Below are 16,895 nucleotides of genomic sequence, written 5' to 3'. Positions count from 1 at the left end.
GACGGGATTCTCGGTGCATGCCATCCGTCATCGAAGTCACCGATCTGCGCAAGTCGTACGGCGGCCGGACCGTCGTGGACGGCGTCTCCTTCGCCGTCGAGGAGGGCGAGATCTTCGGGATCCTCGGCCCGAACGGCGCCGGCAAGACCACCACCGTCGAGTGCGTCGAGGGCCTGCGGGTCCCCGACGGCGGCCGGGTCCGGGTCGCCGGGCTCGATCCGGTCGCCGATCACGCCAAGGTCGCCGGGATCCTCGGCGCCCAGCTGCAGCAGAGCGAGATCCAGGCCAAGTTGACCGTGCGGGAGGCACTGGAGCTGTATGCCGCCTACTATCCGCGGCCCGCCGACTGGCGGCTGCTGGCCGAGCGGCTGGGGCTCACCGACAAGCTCGGCACGCGGTTCGGGAAGCTGTCCGGCGGGCAGCAGCAGCGGCTGTTCATCGCGCTGGCGCTGATCGGCGGCCCCCGGATCGTGGTCCTGGACGAACTGACCACCGGCCTGGACCCGCGGGCGCGGCGGGACACCTGGCAGCTGATCGAGGACGTCCGCGCGAGCGGGGTCACCGTGCTGCTCGTCACCCATTTCATGGAGGAGGCGCAGCGGCTGTGCGACCGGGTCGCGGTGATCGACAAGGGGCGGGTGGCCGCCCTGGACACCCCGGCCGGGCTGATCCACCGCTCGGCGGGCGCGACCGTCATCAGCTTCACCCCGTCGGCGCCGCTGGACGAGCGTGAGCTGGCCGCGCTTCCCGCGCTCGCCTCCATCGGGCACCACAACGGCCGGCTCACCCTGTCCGGCACCGACGCGACCGTCGACGCGGTCCTCACCCTGCTCGCCCGGCACCGCGTCACCGCCCATCAGCTCCGCGTCGTGGACGCCACCCTGGACGACGCGTTCCTCGACCTGACCAAGGAGGCCACGGCATGAACACCGCCGTCCTGCGGACCGAGTTCCGGCTCTTTCGGCGCGAACCGGCCGCCGTCTTCTGGATGTTCCTGTTCCCGACGCTGCTGCTGGCGATCCTCGGCTCGATCCCCGCGTTCCGGAAGGCCGACGCCTCGATGGGCGGGCTGCGGCCCATCGACGCCTATGTGCCGGTGGCCGTGCTGATCGCGCTGCTGCTGTGCGGGGCGCAGTCGCTGCCGCAGGTGCTCACCGGCTACCGGGAGCGGGGCATCCTGCGCCGGATGTCGGCCACCCCGGTGCGGCCGGTGGCGCTGCTGACCGCGCAGATGACGGTGCAGGGCGGGGTGGCGCTGGCCTCGGCGCTGCTCGCGCTGCTGACCGGCCGGCTGGTGTTCGGCGTACGACTGCCCGCGCAGCCGGGCGGCTATCTGCTGGCGCTGCTGCTCACGGCGGCGGCCTCACTCGCCCTCGGTTCCCTGCTGTCGGCGCTGTCCCGCACCACGAAGATCGCGGGGGCGGTCGGATCGGCGGTGTTCTTCCCGATGATGTTCTGCGCGGGGGTGTGGCTGCCGGTGCAGAACATGCCGCACACGCTGGCCCGGATCGTGGGTTGCACCCCCTTCGGGGCGGCGGCCGAGGCCCTGAACCAGGCGGCCGCGGGCCACTGGCCCGGCTGGGCGCACCTGGGCGTGCTCACGCTGTGGGCGGTGCTGCTCACGGCGGGCGCGGCGCGCTGGTTCCGCTGGGAGTGAGTACGGCCGTGCCGGACACTGGCGGCATGACGTACGCGACCGGACCGAAGCGCAGGGCCTCCTTCGACCGCTGGGGACCCTACGCGCTGCTCGCCGTCGGCCTGGTGACGGCGGGCGCCTCGGCCCGTGCGATCGGGATGTCGCGGGGCGGGATGACGGCGGCCGGTGCCCTGGTGGTGGCCGCGCTGCTGCTCCAGCTCTCGTGGCGGCGGGTGACACCGGACACACCGGGGCCGAACCGCGGCACCGCTTGCCTGTACTTCGTGCGCTGGGCGCTGGCCTTCGCGCTGACCTGGCTCAACCCGTTCTTCGGGATCTACGCGGCCGTCGGCTACTACAGCTCCAGCCTGCATCTCTCGCGGCGGCTGATGCCGCTCGGGCTGCTCATGACCGCGGTGACCATGGCCGGCAGCGAGATCGGCGGGATGCCGCCGCACGGGCCGCTGATGTGGCTGATCTTCGCGGCGGTGTTCTGCACCAACCTCGGGCTGGTCGGGCTGTTCTTCCGGTTCGCCGACCAGGAGCAGCGGCGCATCGAGGCGCAGGCGGACACCATCGACGAGCTGGAGCGCACCAACGCGGCGTTGCAGCAGGCGCTGGACGAGAACGCGGCCCTGCACGCCCAGTTGCTGGTGCAGGCGCGGGAGGCGGGCGTCGCCGACGAGCGGCGCAGGCTCGCCGCGGAGATCCACGACACGATCGCGCAGGGCCTGGCCGGGATCATCGCCCAGCTCCAGGTGGTGGCGGGCGCGACCGACCTGGCGACCGCCCGCACCCATCTGGAGCGCGCCTCCTCGCTCGCCCGGCACAGCCTCGGCGAGGCCCGCCGCTCGGTGCACAACCTCGCCCCCGTCGAACTGGCCGCCGCGGGGCTGCCGGAGGCGCTGAAGAAGACCGTCGCCGACTGGGGCGAGCGCACCGGGGTGCGGGCCCAGTTCGCCGTCGCCGGCACCGCCGAGACGCTGCACGAGGAGATCTCGGCGACGCTGCTGCGGATCGCCCAGGAGGCGCTGTCCAACGCGGCCCGGCACGCCCGCGCGAGCCGTCTCGGCGTCACGCTGACGTTCCTCGGGGACGAGGTGATCCTGGACATCCGCGACGACGGCACCGGCTTCGACCCGGCCGCCGTCCCCGCCCGCACCCGCGCCGGGGGCTTCGGCCTGGCCGGGATGCGGGCGCGCGCCGAGCGGATCGCGGGCTCCCTCGCGGTGGAGTCGGAACCGGGGCAGGGCACCGCGGTGTCGGCTCGCGTACCGTTGGTGCGCGATGACCACTGAGCCCCTCATCACGCTGCTGATCGTCGACGACCACCCGGTCGTCCGGGACGGTCTGCGCGGCATGTTCGAGTCGGCGCCCGGCTTCCGGGTGCTCGGCGAGGCCGCGAGCGGTCCGGAGGCGGTGGCGCGGGCGGCCGAGCTGGACCCCGACGTGATCCTGATGGACCTGCGCATGCCCGGCGGCTCGGGCGTCGCCGCGATCCGCGAGCTGACCCGGCGCGGCGCCCGCGCCAGGGTGCTGGTGCTCACCACGTACGACACCGACTCCGACACCCTCCCGGCGATCGAGGCGGGCGCCACCGGCTACCTGCTCAAGGACGCCCCGCGCGACGAGCTGTTCACCGGCGTGCGCGCCGCCGCCGAGGGCCGCACCGTCCTCTCCCCGGCCGTCGCCTCCCGCCTGGTTAGGGCCGTGCGCTCCCCCGCCCCCGGCAACGAGCCCCTCTCGGCCCGTGAACGCGAGGTCCTCGCCCTGGTCGCCAAGGGCACCTCCAACCGCGAGATCGCTCGCGAACTCTTCATCAGCGAGGCCACGGTCAAGACCCACCTCACGCACCTGTACACCAAGTTGGGCGCCAAGGACCGGGCGGCCGCGGTGGCGGCGGCCTACGACCGGGGGATCCTGGGCTGACTCCCGTGCCGTCCTGGCCGGATGGCTGAATCGGCCAATACAGCGGTGGGTTCGGGTGGTGGGAATCAAGCCACGTACGGCGTGCCGGTACGGGGCGTCCGGAATACGGCGTTCCCGTAAACCGCATCTCAACGGACCGAGAAATCAAGGCCGTTGAGGCGCGCCACCCCCTTGAGCGCCACTTGTTCACACCACTGCAATATTTCCCGGTCGATCAGTTTTCAGCCAACATCACTTCAGGGTCCTGACATGTACGCGCCCTTGATGTCACTCTCTCTCCACGCCGCAAGCAGCACAGCAGCTTCACAGCGAAATACCCGGCCAGTAACCCCACGCTGACCGGCCCTCCCCCACGAAGAAGGAGCTTGCGTGAGCCCCCTCTACGCGCGTCACAAGCGCACCAGCCTGGCCATCGCCACCGCCGTCGCCGCCGGAGCTCTCGTCTCCGCCTCCCTGGCCACCAGCGCCTCGGCCGCCCAGACCCCGGCCGCCGCCAAGCCGCTGGCCGCCGCGCCCGCCGCGCTCTCCACCGCCGCCCACACCTCGCTGATCAAGCAGGCGCAGGCCGACGCGCCCGAGACGGCTCAGCGGATAGGCCTCGGCGCCAAGGAGAAGCTGGTCGTCAAGGACGTCGTCAAGGACGTCGACGGCACGGTCCACACCCGCTACGAGCGCACCTACGCGGGCCTGCCGGTCCTCGGCGGCGACCTGGTCGTGCACACCGCCAAGTCCGGCAAGACCGAGGGCGTCACCAAGGCGACCAAGGCCGCCATCAAGGTCGCCTCGCTCACGCCGAAGCTCACCCCGGCCAAGGCCGAGAAGCAGGCCGTGTCCGCCGCCAAGGCCCTCGGCTCGGCCAAGTCCACCGCGGACGGCGCCCGCAAGGTGATCTGGGCCGGCTCCGGCACCCCCGTCCTCGCCTACGAGACGATCGTCGGCGGCCTCCAGGACGACGGCACCCCGAACCAGCTGCACGTCATCACCGACGCCGCCACCGGCAAGAAGCTGTTCGAGTACCAGGGCATCGAGAACGCGACCGGCACCGGCAAGACCCTTTACTCGGGCTCCGTGAGCCTGAGCACCACCCAGTCCGGGTCGTCGTACCAGCTCACCGACGCCACCCGCGGCGGCCACAGCACCTACAACCTGGCGCACAAGACGTCCGGCAAGGGCACGCTGTTCACCGACGCGGACAACGTCTGGGGCACCGGCACGGCCTCCAGCTCCACGACGGACCAGACGGCCGCCGCGGACGCCGCCTACGGCGCGCAGGAGACCTGGGACTTCTACAAGAGCACGTTCGGGCGCAGCGGCATCAAGAACAACGGTGTCGGCGCGTACTCCCGCGTGCACTACGGCAGCTCGTACGTGAACGCGTTCTGGGACGACAGCTGCTTCTGCATGACGTACGGCGACGGCGAGGGCAACAACCACCCGCTCACCGCGCTGGACGTGGCCGGCCACGAGATGAGCCACGGTGTCACCTCCAACACCGCGGGCCTGAACTACAGCGGCGAGTCCGGCGGTCTGAACGAGGCCACCTCGGACATCTTCGGCACCGGTGTGGAGTTCTTCGCGAACAACGCGTCCGACAAGGGCGACTACCTCATCGGCGAGAAGATCGACATCAACGGCGACGGCACCCCGCTGCGCTACATGGACAAGCCCAGCAAGGACGGCGGCTCGGCGGACTACTGGTCCTCCTCCGTCGGCAACCTGGACGTCCACTACTCGTCCGGCGTCGCCAACCACTTCTTCTACCTGCTGTCCGAGGGCAGCGGCGCGAAGACGATCAACGGGGTGTCGTACAACTCCCCGACGTACAACGGCTCCGCGGTCACCGGCATCGGCCGGGACAAGGCGCTGCAGATCTGGTACAAGGCGCTGACGACGTACTTCACGTCGACCACCAACTACAAGTCGGCCCGCGCGGGCACGCTGTCCGCGGCGTCCGCCCTGTACGGCTCCTCCAGCGCCGAGTACAAGGCGGTGGCGGCGGCCTGGTCGGCGGTCAACGTCAACTGACCCCCGTGCGGCGGTGACGAGGGCAGGGTTGTGAAGAGGGCGGCACCCGGAGCGGATCTCCTCCGGGTGCCGCCCTACTCTTGGGCCCCATGTCCTCGGCACCCTTCACGTACGAACCGGTCGGAGCGACCCGCGACGACCTGACCTTCTGCCCGCCCGGCTTCCGCCCGATGCTGGTGCGCGCCCGCCTCGGCGAGGGCGAGGAGGTCTTCAGCCGGGCCGCCGAGGCGGTCCTCACCTGGGAGATGCACCGCGCGCTCGGCGTGGGCATAGACGCCACCGCCGACCGCGCGGCCCCCGGCGTGGACGTCACGGTCACGCTGGCCGGCCTGGTCAGGGCGCCCTGCCGGATCATATGGACCGCGGAGGAACCCCGCCGCGCGGGCTGGGCCTACGGCACCCTGGAGAGCCACCCCGAATGCGGCGAGGAGGCCTTCCTGGTCGACCGCACCGGCGACGGCACGGTCTGGCTCACCGTCGCCGCCTTCAGCAAACCGGCCAAGTGGTACGCCAAGGCCGCCGGCCCGGCGACCCGCGGCTTCCAGCACGCCTACGCCCGCCGCTGCGGAGCGGTCCTGAGGAGGCTGTGCGCCGCGGTGGAACCCGGCTGACCGTCCCTCCCGCCGGGTCTCAGCGCAGCAGCACCCCCGCCCCCTCCCCCGTGTCCTCCGACGGCAGGGCGAGCACGCCCAGTTCGGCCGGGGAGGCGAGGAGGCGGTGGGCCGGGAGGATGCGGACCGTGCAGCCGTAGGGGCCGATGCGGTCGAGGGAGAGGTGGCCCTCGTAGAGGCGGCGGCCCTCCAGGTCGGGGGTGCCGACCGGCTTGAGGGGGACGACGGTGGCGTCGGTGATGCGGTCCCGGCCGTCGACCCGTCCGGAGACCGCCTGCACCTCGACGTCGTCCGGGGTCAGCGCGCCCAGCCCGACGCGCACCCGCAGCCCGATCGTCGTACCCAGTTCCGCCGTGGCGGCCGTCTCGGTCGTCTCCACGTGGTCGACGCTCACCGCGTGCCAGGCGTCCCGCACCCGCGCCTTCCACCCGGCCATCTCCCGCGCGGTGTCCGGGGTGAGCGCGCGGTGGGAGCGGGCGGCCGGGGCGTAGAGCCGTTCGACGTACTCGCGGACCATGCGGCCCGCCAGCACCTTGGGCCCGAGCAGGGTGAGGGTCTGGCGGACCATCTGGATCCAGCGGTCGGGCAGCCCGCCCCGGCCGCGCTCGTAGAAGCGCGGCGCGATCCGCTGCTCCAGCAGGTCGTACAGCGCCGCCGCCTCGATGTCGTCGCGCCGCTCGGCGTCCGTGCCGGCGCCGTCCGCGGTCGGGATGGCCCAGCCGAAGTCCGGCCGGAACCACTCGTCCCACCAGCCGTCACGCACCGAGAGGTTGAGGCAGCCGTTCAGCGCCGCCTTCATCCCGGAGGTGCCGCACGCCTCCAGCGGGCGCAGCGGGTTGTTCAGCCACACGTCGCAGCCGGGGTAGAGCTTCTGCGCCATCGCCATGCCGTAGTCGGGCAGGAAGACGATCCGGTGCCGCACCCGGACGTCGTCCGCGAACCGGACCAGCTCCTGCACCAGCCGCTTGCCGCTGTCGTCGGCCGGGTGCGCCTTGCCCGCCACCACGATCTGCACCGGCCGCTCGGGGTGCAGCAGCAGCTCCCGCAGCCGGTCCCGGTCGCGCAGCATCAGCGTCAGCCGCTTGTACGACGGCACGCGCCGCGCGAACCCGATGGTGAGGACGTCCGGGTCGAGCACCCCGTCGATCCAGCCCAACTCGGCGTCCACCGCGCCCCTTTGGCGCCAGGACGCACCGAGCCGCTCGCGCACCTCCAGCACCAGCTGTTCGCGCAGGGTGCGGCGCAGCTCCCAGATCTCCTGGTCCGGGATGTCCGCCACCGAGTCCCAGCGCTCGGAGCCGCCGACGGCGAGCGCGTCCTCCGCGCGCTGGGCGCCGATCTTCCGGGCACCGAGGCGCAGTACCTCCGGCGCCACCCAGGTGGGGGCGTGCACCCCGTTGGTCACGGAGGTGATCGGCACCTCCTCGGGGTCGAATCCCGGCCACAGCCCGGCGAACATCTCCCGGCTGACCTGTCCGTGCAGCAGCGAGACCCCGTTGGCGCGCTGGGCCAGCCTGAGCCCCATCACGGCCATGTTGAACAGGTTCGGCTCGCCGCCCGGATAGGTCTCCATGCCGAGCCCGAGGACACGGGACGTCTCGATGCCGGGCAGCTCGGCGTCCGGGCCGAAGTGCCGGGCGATCAGGTCGCGTTCGAAGCGGTCGATGCCGGCCGGGACCGGGGTGTGGGTGGTGAACACCGTGCCCGCGCGCACCGATTCGAGCGCGGCGCCGAAGTCCAGGCCCCGCGCGCTCAGTTCGGCGATCCGCTCCAGGCCGAGGAAGCCGGCGTGCCCCTCGTTGGTGTGGAAGACCTCCGGCTCGGGGTGCCCGGTGAGCCGGCAGTACGCGCGCACCGCCCGGACACCCCCTATGCCGAGCAGCATCTCCTGGAGCAGCCGGTGCTCGCTGCCGCCGCCGTAGAGCCGGTCGGTGACGGAGCGGGCGCCGGGGTCGTTCTCCTCCACGTCCGAGTCGAGCAGCAGCAGCGGCACCCGGCCGACCTGCGCCAGCCAGATCCGCGCGTTCAGGACCCGGCCGCCGGGCAGCGCGAGGCAGACGCGGACGGGCGCTCCGTCGGCCTCCGCCAACTGGGTGAGGGGCAGCTCGTTGGGGTCGAGCACCGGGTAGTGCTCCTGCTGCCAGCCGTCGCGGGAGAGGGTCTGCCGGAAATAGCCGTGCCGGTACAGCAGCCCGACCCCGACGAGGGGCACGCCGAGATCGCTGGCCGCCTTCAGATGGTCGCCCGCGAGGATGCCGAGCCCCCCGGAGTACTGCGGCAGGGCGGCCGTGATGCCGAACTCGGGGGAGAAATAGGCCACGGCACGGGGCAGTCCCTCGGGCTGCGCCTGGTACCAGCGGTCACCGGTCAGATAGTCGTCCAGATCATCGGCGACCGCGTTCAGACGGCGCCGGAACCGCCGGTCCCCGGCGAGTTCGGCGAGTCTCGCGGGCCGCACCCGGCCCAGCAGCCGCACCGGGTCGCACCCGGCGGCGGCCCATGCCTCCGGGTCGGCGGACTGGAACAGATCGCGCGTCTCCGCATGCCACGACCAGCGCAGATTGTGCGCCAGCTCGCTCAGCGGCCGGAGGGGTTCGGGGAGAACGGGACGGACGGTGAACCGACGGATCGCCTTCACATGCCACCTCGGCGGGCGCGTTTCGGGGTGAGACGCACGGCGCTGTGCGTCTCGTCGTCCCTTCGACGGTAGTGGTTACCGGGGCGTCGGTGGGGACGTACCGGCAAGGGTGTCGGGGCGTGGGGAGGCGGGGCCGGGGCATCCGTACAAGTGGGCCGGTCTGGTGGGTGGACATACGCGCGAGTAGTTAACAAAGTTCCGGATTGCCCACCCGAAGAGGATGGGAAGGCTCCACCGGTACCCACCCCACACGCACCCCCCAGCACCGCCCGCAGGACCCACCTCCCCTGGTCATCCCACGTTGACGCGGACAGGAGCGGTCATGCCCGCCACGCACCACTCGTCAGCCGCAGCGCACACACCGTCAGGCGCCACACGCACCCCGCCGGCCGCCGCCCGCGGCTCGTCGGCCGCCGCGCGCACCTCGTCGTCGTCCCCGCCGGGCGCCGCGCCACCCTCCGAGGGCGCGCCCGCGCCGGCCGGTAAGCCGGCGGCGAAGAAGGCGGCGGCGAAGAAGGCGGAGGCGCGCAAACGCGCCAAGTCGCCCGCCGGGGCGCCATCGAGGCACGCCACCGCCGTCGGCCGGATCCCGGTCCTGGACGTACGCCCGGTGGTCCAGCACGGGCGCCGGCCCGCCAAGGCGGTGACCGGGGAGTCGTTCGAGGTCTCGGCCACGGTGTTCCGCGAGGGGCACGACGCGGTGGCGGCCAATGTGGTGCTGCGCGATCCGCGGGGCCGGCGGGGACCCTGGACGCCGATGCGGGAACTGGCGCCGGGCACCGACCGCTGGGGCGCCACCGTCACGGCCGGGGCGCCCGGCCGCTGGACGTATACGGTCGAGGCGTGGGCCGATCCGCTCACCACCTGGCGGCACCACGCCGGGATCAAGATCCCCGCCGGCCAGGACACGGAACTGGTGCTGGAGGAGGGCGCCCAGCTGTACGAGCGTGCCGCCGCCGGGGTCCCGCGGACGCACCGGCGCAAGCTCCTGGACGCGGCGGCCGTCCTGCGGGACGAGGAACGCCCGGCGGCCTGGCGGCTCGCCCAGGCGCTGCGGCCCCCCGTGCGGGAGGTCCTGGAGCGTTATCCGCTGCGGGAGTTGGTGACCGCGTCCGATCCGATGCCGCTGCTCGTGGAGCGGGAGCGGGCGCTGTACGGCTCCTGGTACGAGTTCTTCCCGCGCAGCGAGGGCACGGCCGAGCGGCCGCACGGCACGTTCCGTACCGCGGCGCGGCGGCTGAAGCCGATCGCGGAGATGGGCTTCGACGTCGTCTACCTGCCGCCCATTCACCCGATCGGCCGGACCTTCCGCAAGGGCCCAAACAACTCCCTCACCGCGGGTCCGGACGATGTGGGGGTGCCGTGGGCGATCGGCTCCCCGGAGGGCGGGCACGACGCGATCCACCCGGACCTCGGCACCATCGAGGACTTCGACCACTTCGTCGCCGAGGCAAGGGGGTTGGGCCTGGAGGTCGCCCTGGACTTCGCCCTCCAGTGCTCCCCCGACCACCCCTGGGTGCACAAGCACCCGGAGTGGTTCCACCACCGCCCCGACGGGACGATCGCCTATGCCGAGAACCCGCCGAAGAAGTACCAGGACATCTACCCGATCGCCTTCGACACGGACATGGACGGCCTGATCGCGGAGACGGTCCGGGTGCTGCGGCACTGGATGGAGCACGGGGTGCGGATCTTCCGGGTGGACAACCCGCACACCAAGCCGGTGGTCTTCTGGGAGCGGGTCATCGCCGAGATCAACCGCAAGGACCCGGACGTGATCTTCCTGGCGGAGGCCTTCACCCGCCCGGCGATGATGCACACCCTGGCGCAGATCGGCTTCCAGCAGTCCTACACCTACTTCACCTGGCGTGAGACGAAGCAGGAACTCACCGAGTACCTGACGGAGTTGACCGGCGAGGCCGCGGCCTACATGCGGCCCAACTTCTTCGCCAACACCCCGGACATCCTGCCCGGCCACCTCCAGCACGGCGGTCGCCCCGCCTTCGAGGTCCGGGCCGTGCTGGCCGCGACCCTCTCCCCCTCCTGGGGCATCTACAGCGGCTACGAGCTGTGCGAGAACACCCCGCTGCGGGAGGGCGGCGAGGAGTACCGCGACTCCGAGAAGTACCAACTCAGGCAACGCGACTGGGAATCGGCCGCACGCGAAGGCCGCACCATCGCACCGCTCATCACCCGCCTCAACGCGGTCAGGAGGCGCAGTCCCGCCCTGCGGCAGCTGCGTGACCTGCACTTCCACCACGCCGACAAGGACGCGGTGATCGTCTACTCCAAGCGTGCCGGATCGAACACGGTTCTGGTCGTCGCCAACCTCGACCCGCACCACACCCAGGAGGCCACGGTCTCGTTGGACATGCCGCAACTCGGCCTGGACTGGCACGAGTCGGTGCCGGTACGCGACGAGCTGACCGGCGAGACCTACCACTGGGGCAGGGCCAACTACGTGCGCCTCGAACCGGGCCGGCGCCCCGCGCACGTCCTCACCGTCCTGCGACCGTCCAACCCGCAGATCGGAGGGTCACCCACCATATGATCGTCAACGAGCCCGTCCCGGACACCTTCGCGGACACTCCCGCTCGGGACCGGGACCCGGACTGGTTCAAGCGTGCCGTCTTCTACGAGGTCCTGGTCCGCTCCTTCCAGGACAGCAACGGCGACGGCGTCGGTGACCTCAAGGGCCTGACCGCCAAGCTCGACTACCTCCAGTGGCTCGGCGTGGACTGCCTGTGGCTGCCGCCGTTCTTCAAGTCGCCGCTGAGAGACGGCGGTTACGACGTCTCGGACTACACCGCCGTGCTGCCGGAGTTCGGCGACCTCGCCGACTTCGTGGAGTTCGTGGACGCCGCCCACCAGCGCGGTATGCGCGTGATCATCGACTTCGTCATGAACCACACCAGCGACCAGCACCCGTGGTTCCAGGAGTCCCGCAAGGACCCCGACGGCCCCTACGGCGACTACTACGTCTGGGCCGACGACGACAAGCAGTACCAGGACGCCCGCATCATCTTCGTCGACACCGAGGCGTCCAACTGGACGTACGACCCGGTACGCAAGCAGTACTACTGGCACCGCTTCTTCTCCCACCAGCCGGACCTCAACTACGAGAACCCGGCGGTGCAGGAGGAGATGATCTCCGCGCTGAAGTTCTGGCTGGACCTCGGCATCGACGGGTTCCGGCTGGACGCGGTGCCGTACCTGTACCAGAGCGAGGGCACCAACTGCGAGAACCTGCCCGCGACCCACCAGTTCCTGAAGCGGGTCCGCAAGGAGATCGACACCCAGTACCCGGACACGGTGCTGCTGGCCGAGGCCAACCAGTGGCCGGAGGACGTGGTCGACTACTTCGGGGACTTCCCGAGCGGCGGCGACGAGTGCCACATGGCGTTCCATTTCCCCGTCATGCCGCGCATCTTCATGGCCGTACGGCGGGAATCGCGCCACCCCGTCTCGGAGATCCTCGCCAAGACGCCCGCGATTCCCTCGGGTTGCCAGTGGGGCATCTTCCTGCGCAACCACGACGAGCTGACCCTGGAGATGGTCACCGACGAGGAACGCGACTACATGTGGGCCGAGTACGCGAAAGACCCCCGCATGCGCGCCAACATCGGCATCCGCCGCCGCCTCGCCCCGCTCCTCGACAACGACCGCAACCAGATCGAGCTGTTCACCGCCCTGCTGCTCTCCCTGCCCGGCTCGCCGATCCTCTACTACGGCGACGAGATCGGCATGGGCGACAACATCTGGCTCGGCGACCGCGACGCCGTCCGCACCCCCATGCAGTGGACGCCGGACCGCAACGCCGGCTTCTCCTCCAGCGATCCGGGACGCCTCTTCCTGCCCACGATCATGGACCCGGTCTACGGCTACCAGGTCACCAACGTGGAAGCGGCCATGTCCTCGCCGTCCTCGCTGCTGCACTGGACCCGGCGCATGATCGAGATCCGCAAGCAGAACCCCGCCTTCGGACTCGGCTCGTACGACGAACTCCAGTCCTCCAACCCGGCGGTACTCGCCTTCCTGCGCGAGTACGAGGACGACCTGGTGCTGTGCGTGCACAACTTCTCCCGCTTCGCCCAGCCCACCGAGCTGGACCTGAGCCGGTTCGGCGGACGGCACCCGGTGGAACTGTTCGGCGGGGTGCGCTTCCCCGCGGTGGGCGACCTGCCGTATCTGCTGACCCTGGCGGGACACGGCTTCTACTGGTTCCGGCTGCGCGCGGACGCGTAGCGCCCGCCGGACCGCGACAGGCCGTCGTTCGTCCGCGCGGCCGTCGTGGCCGGTCGCGCGGTTCCCCGCGCCCCTTCGGGGCGCTGCCCGGCGGGGCGGTGGGTTTCCACCGTCCCGGTCGGGGCACCCATCAGTGACACCCCGACCAGATCCGGGGAAAGGACGTGACGCCCGTGACGGAAGCGGTCACCCCTTCGGCGAGCACCACCCTCGATTCACTGGCCCCGCTGCTGCGCGCCTGGCTGCCCCGGCAGCGCTGGTTCGCGGGCAAGGGCCGGCCGGTCACCGGGTTCACCCCCGTGGCCGTGACCGAACTCCTGCCGGAAGACGGCCCGTTGGGCCTGTACCACGTGCTCCTGCGCGTCCACCAGCCACCGGAGACCTCGCACCCCGGCGACTGCTACCAGCTCCTCATAGGCACGCGCGAGGCGCTGCCACCCCGGCTGGCGCCCGCGCTGATCGGCCATGTGGACCAGGGCCCGCTCGCCGGACGCACGGTGTACGATGCCCTGTACGACCGCCGGCCCGCCGAAGTGCTCCTGGAAGCCCTGCGCACCGGAGCCCGCGTCGGCGGGCTGCGCTTCGAGCGGGACCCGTGCCGGGAGATCCGGCCCCAGCTGGTGGCCCGGCCGCTGGCCGCCGAGCAGTCCAACTCCTCGGTGGTCTATGGAGATACGTTTATTCTCAAGCTGTTCCGCCGGGTCGTCCCCGGTGTCAACCCCGATCTGGAGCTGCCGCTCGCGCTCGCCCGCGAGGGCTGCCCGCGGGTGCCCGCGCCGACCGCGTGGCTCCGTGCCGAGCTGGACGAACAGCCGTACGTCCTCGCGGTGTTGCAGCCTTTCGTGAGCGGTGCCGCCGACGGCTGGGAGCTGGCGCTGCGCGAGCTGGCCAAGGGCGAGGACTTCACCGCCGAGGCGCGGGCGCTGGGCCGGGCCACGGCCGAGGTGCACACCGCGCTGGCCCGCGCCCTGCCGACGGTCACCCTCGGCCCGGCCCAACTCGGGCCGCTGGTCGACGGGATGACCGAGCGCCTCGCGGCGGCGGTACAGGCCGTACCGGCGCTGCTGCCGTACGAGCCGGGGCTGCGGTCGGCGTACACCGCGCTCGGCGAGCTGGCCGCCGACGGCCGCACCTGGACCGCGCAGCGCATCCACGGCGACCTCCACCTCGGGCAGTGCCTGCGCGCGCCGTCCGGCGACTGGTCGCTGATCGACTTCGAGGGGGAACCGGCCCGGCCCCCCGCCGAGCGGCGGATGCCGCAACCGACGGCGCGGGACATCGCGGGGATGCTCCGCTCCTTCGACTACGCGGCCTGCTCGGCGAGTTCGGCCCCACCCCGGTGGGCGCACGACTGCCGGGCGGCCTACTGCTCCGGGTACGCGGAGGTGTCCGGCCGCGATCCGCGCACCGATCCGGTGCTCCTGCGCGCCTTCGAGACCGACAAGGCCGTCTACGAGGTGGTGTACGAGGCCCGCCACCGCCCCGACTGGCTGTCCGTACCGCTGTCGGCGGTCCGCCGCCTCGCCGTGTCCGACCCTCACTGACCCGGTTCTCGCCCCAGGGGAGACTCGCTCGTGACGTCGAAGAAGCACCTGTCCGATCCCGCCGTGGGAGCCGAGGACCGCGCACGGCTGCTGGCCGGCACCCACCACGACCCGCACTCCGTGCTGGGCGCCCACCCGGTGCCGGGCGGGCTCGCCTACCGCGTGCTGCGACCGGGCGCCCGCTCGGTCACCGTCGTCTGCGGCACGTCGCACACCGCGCTGCGCGACGACGGCGACGGCTTCTTCTCGGGGCTGCTCCCGCCGGCTGCCGCACCGGAGGAGAGCCGGCTGCGGGTGGTGTACGGCGACGCGGTCCACGAGACGGCGGACGCCTACCGCTTCCTGCCCACCCTCGGCGAACTGGACCTGCATCTGATCGGCGAGGGCCGGCACGAGGAGCTGTGGCGGGCGCTCGGCGCACACGTCCTGACCCACCAGGGGGTGCGCGGGACCCGGTTCGCGGTCTGGGCGCCGAACGCGCGGGGGGTGCGGGTCGCGGGGAGCTTCGGCTTCTGGGACGGCACCGGGTTTCCGATGCGGTCGCTGGGCTCCTCGGGGGTCTGGGAGTTGTTCGTGCCGGGGATCGGCGAGGGCGAGCTGTACAAGTTCGAGATCACCCGCCCGGACGGCTCGCGCACCCTGCGCGCCGACCCGCTGGCCCGCCGCACCGAGGTGCCGCCCGCCACGTCGTCGATCGTGCACGCCTCGCACTACGAGTGGGGCGACGCGCGGTGGATGGCGCACCGGGGGGACACCCCGGTGCACGAGGCGCCGTTCTCGGTGTACGAGGTCCACCTCCCCTCCTGGCGCCCCGGCTCGACGTACCGCGAACTGGCCGACCAACTCACCGCGTACGTCTCGGAGATGGGCTTCACGCATGTGGAGCTGATGCCGGTCGCGGAACACCCCTTCGGCGGCTCCTGGGGGTACCAGGTCACCGGCTTCTACGCGCCGACGGCCCGGCTGGGCGCCCCGGACGACTTCAAGTACCTGGTGGACCGGCTGCACCAGGCCGGTATCGGGGTGCTGATGGACTGGGTACCGGCCCATTTCCCGCGGGACGCGTGGGCGCTGGCCGAGTTCGACGGGCGGCCGCTGTACGAGCACCCCGATCCGCAGCGGGCCGCGCATCCGGACTGGGGCACACTGGAGTTCGACCTCGGCCGGCGCGAGGTGCGCAACTTCCTCGTGGCGAACGCCCTGTACTGGTGCGAGGAGTTCCATGTGGACGGGCTGCGGGTGGACGCGGTGGCCTCCATGCTCTACCTCGACTACTCGCGCGAGCCGGGTGGCTGGCGGCCGAACGAGCGCGGCGGCCGGGAGAACCTGGACGCGGTGGCCTTCCTCCAGGAGATGAACGCCACGGTCTACCGGCGCTGTCCCGGCGTGGTGACCATCGCCGAGGAGTCCACCGCCTGGGACGGGGTGACCCGGCCGACCCATGTACAGGGCCCGAGCGGGTTCGGCGGGCTGGGCTTCGGCCTGAAGTGGAACATGGGCTGGATGCACGACTCGCTCCAGTACATGGCGCACGACCCCGTGCACCGTGCGTACCACCACGGCGAGATGACCTTCTCCATGGTGTACGCGTACAGCGAGAACTACGTCCTGCCGATATCCCACGACGAGGTGGTGCACGGCAAGGGGTCCCTGGTGTCCAAGATGCCGGGCGACTGGTGGCGGCAGCGCGCCGACCTGCGCGCCTACCTGGCCTTCATGTGGGCGCACCCCGGCAAGCAACTCCTTTTCATGGGGCAGGAGTTCGCCCAGGGAGCGGAGTGGTCCGAGGCCGCCGGTCCCGACTGGTGGCTGCTCGACCCGTCGTACCCCGCCGCCCCCGACCACCGGGGCGTGCGCGATCTGGTCCGCGATCTGAACGCCCGGTACCGGGACACTCCAGCCCTGTGGCAGCGCGACACCGATCCCTCGGGCTTCGAGTGGATCGCCGGTGACGCGGCGGCCGACAACGTCCTCGCGTTCCTGCGCCGGGACGCCGCCGGCTCCCCGCTCCTCGCCGTCTGCCATTTCTCCCCCGTCGTCCGCCCCGACTACCTCGTCGGCGTCCCGGACTCCGTGCCCGCCTGGACGGAGATCCTGAACACGGACTCCTCCGCCTACGGCGGCAGCGGCGTCACCCACCCGGACCCCCTGAAACCGGAGCCCCGAGGCGCCCACGGCCACCCGGCCGCCCTCCGCCTGACCCTGCCGCCGCTGGCCACGGTGTGGCTGCGACCGGCCTAGGGATCCGGCGCCGAGCGGCCGGGATC

At 71.9% G+C, this 16,895-nt stretch carries 11 protein-coding genes; 10 read left to right on the top strand and 1 reads right to left on the bottom strand.

Going from position 1 to position 16,895, the window contains the following annotated elements; all coding sequences use genetic code 11:
* Window positions 1-17: 17 nt before the first annotated feature.
* The 6 genes from ACZ7EC_RS22930 to ACZ7EC_RS22905 all read left to right on the top strand — a co-directional run bounded on the left by ACZ7EC_RS22930 (window position 18) and on the right by ACZ7EC_RS22905 (window position 6,201).
* On the top strand, window positions 18-926 hold the full coding sequence (locus ACZ7EC_RS22930; protein ID WP_471065165.1) for an ABC transporter ATP-binding protein: 909 nt from the start codon (window positions 18-20) through the stop codon (window positions 924-926).
* On the top strand, window positions 923-1,657 hold the full coding sequence (locus ACZ7EC_RS22925; RefSeq protein ID WP_471065164.1) for an ABC transporter permease: 735 nt from the start codon (window positions 923-925) through the stop codon (window positions 1,655-1,657). The genes ACZ7EC_RS22930 and ACZ7EC_RS22925 overlap by 4 nt, the downstream gene beginning before the upstream one ends.
* Window positions 1,658-1,683: 26 nt before the next feature.
* Window positions 1,684-2,934, top strand: a complete 1,251-nt coding sequence (locus tag ACZ7EC_RS22920; RefSeq protein ID WP_471065162.1) for a sensor histidine kinase — start codon at window positions 1,684-1,686, stop codon at window positions 2,932-2,934.
* Window positions 2,924-3,565, top strand: a complete 642-nt coding sequence (locus ACZ7EC_RS22915) for a response regulator (protein ID WP_471065160.1) — start codon at window positions 2,924-2,926, stop codon at window positions 3,563-3,565. Before ACZ7EC_RS22920 ends, ACZ7EC_RS22915 begins: the two co-directional genes overlap by 11 nt.
* Window positions 3,566-3,934: 369 nt before the next feature.
* Window positions 3,935-5,590 (top strand): M4 family metallopeptidase, encoded by a 1,656-nt coding sequence (locus tag ACZ7EC_RS22910; protein ID WP_471065158.1) that lies wholly within the window; start codon window positions 3,935-3,937, stop codon window positions 5,588-5,590.
* An 89-nt stretch (window positions 5,591-5,679) separates the two neighbouring features.
* Complete coding sequence (locus ACZ7EC_RS22905) at window positions 5,680-6,201, top strand: DUF1990 family protein (RefSeq protein ID WP_471065156.1); 522 nt, start codon at window positions 5,680-5,682, stop codon at window positions 6,199-6,201.
* A gap of 19 nt (window positions 6,202-6,220) precedes the next feature.
* Here ACZ7EC_RS22905 and glgP read toward each other — a convergent pair whose 3' ends face one another.
* Window positions 6,221-8,839 (bottom strand): alpha-glucan family phosphorylase, encoded by a 2,619-nt coding sequence (gene glgP / locus ACZ7EC_RS22900; protein WP_471065154.1) that lies wholly within the window; start codon window positions 8,837-8,839, stop codon window positions 6,221-6,223.
* Window positions 8,840-9,161: 322 nt separating this feature from the next.
* On the opposite strand from glgP, the gene ACZ7EC_RS22895 reads away from it, so the two are divergent.
* The 4 genes from ACZ7EC_RS22895 to glgB all read left to right on the top strand — a co-directional run bounded on the left by ACZ7EC_RS22895 (window position 9,162) and on the right by glgB (window position 16,869).
* A complete protein-coding gene (locus tag ACZ7EC_RS22895) occupies window positions 9,162-11,390 on the top strand; it encodes an alpha-1,4-glucan--maltose-1-phosphate maltosyltransferase (protein WP_471065152.1) in 2,229 nt (742 codons plus the stop codon).
* The gene (gene treS, locus ACZ7EC_RS22890) at window positions 11,387-13,084 is read left to right on the top strand and encodes a maltose alpha-D-glucosyltransferase (RefSeq protein WP_471065150.1); all 1,698 of its coding nucleotides are present in this window, start codon (window positions 11,387-11,389) and stop codon (window positions 13,082-13,084) included. The genes ACZ7EC_RS22895 and treS overlap by 4 nt, the downstream gene beginning before the upstream one ends.
* A 173-nt stretch (window positions 13,085-13,257) precedes the next feature.
* The gene (locus ACZ7EC_RS22885; RefSeq protein WP_471065149.1) at window positions 13,258-14,628 is read left to right on the top strand and encodes a maltokinase N-terminal cap-like domain-containing protein; all 1,371 of its coding nucleotides are present in this window, start codon (window positions 13,258-13,260) and stop codon (window positions 14,626-14,628) included.
* Between the two features lie 30 nt (window positions 14,629-14,658).
* A complete protein-coding gene (glgB, locus tag ACZ7EC_RS22880; RefSeq protein WP_471065146.1) occupies window positions 14,659-16,869 on the top strand; it encodes a 1,4-alpha-glucan branching enzyme in 2,211 nt (736 codons plus the stop codon).
* Window positions 16,870-16,895: the final 26 nt, after the last annotated feature.

Source organism: Streptomyces sp. NPDC037203 (assembly GCF_055605065.1).
The sequence above is the reverse complement of the archived record's forward strand: the minus strand, read 5'-3'. Positions and strand labels throughout refer to the sequence as shown.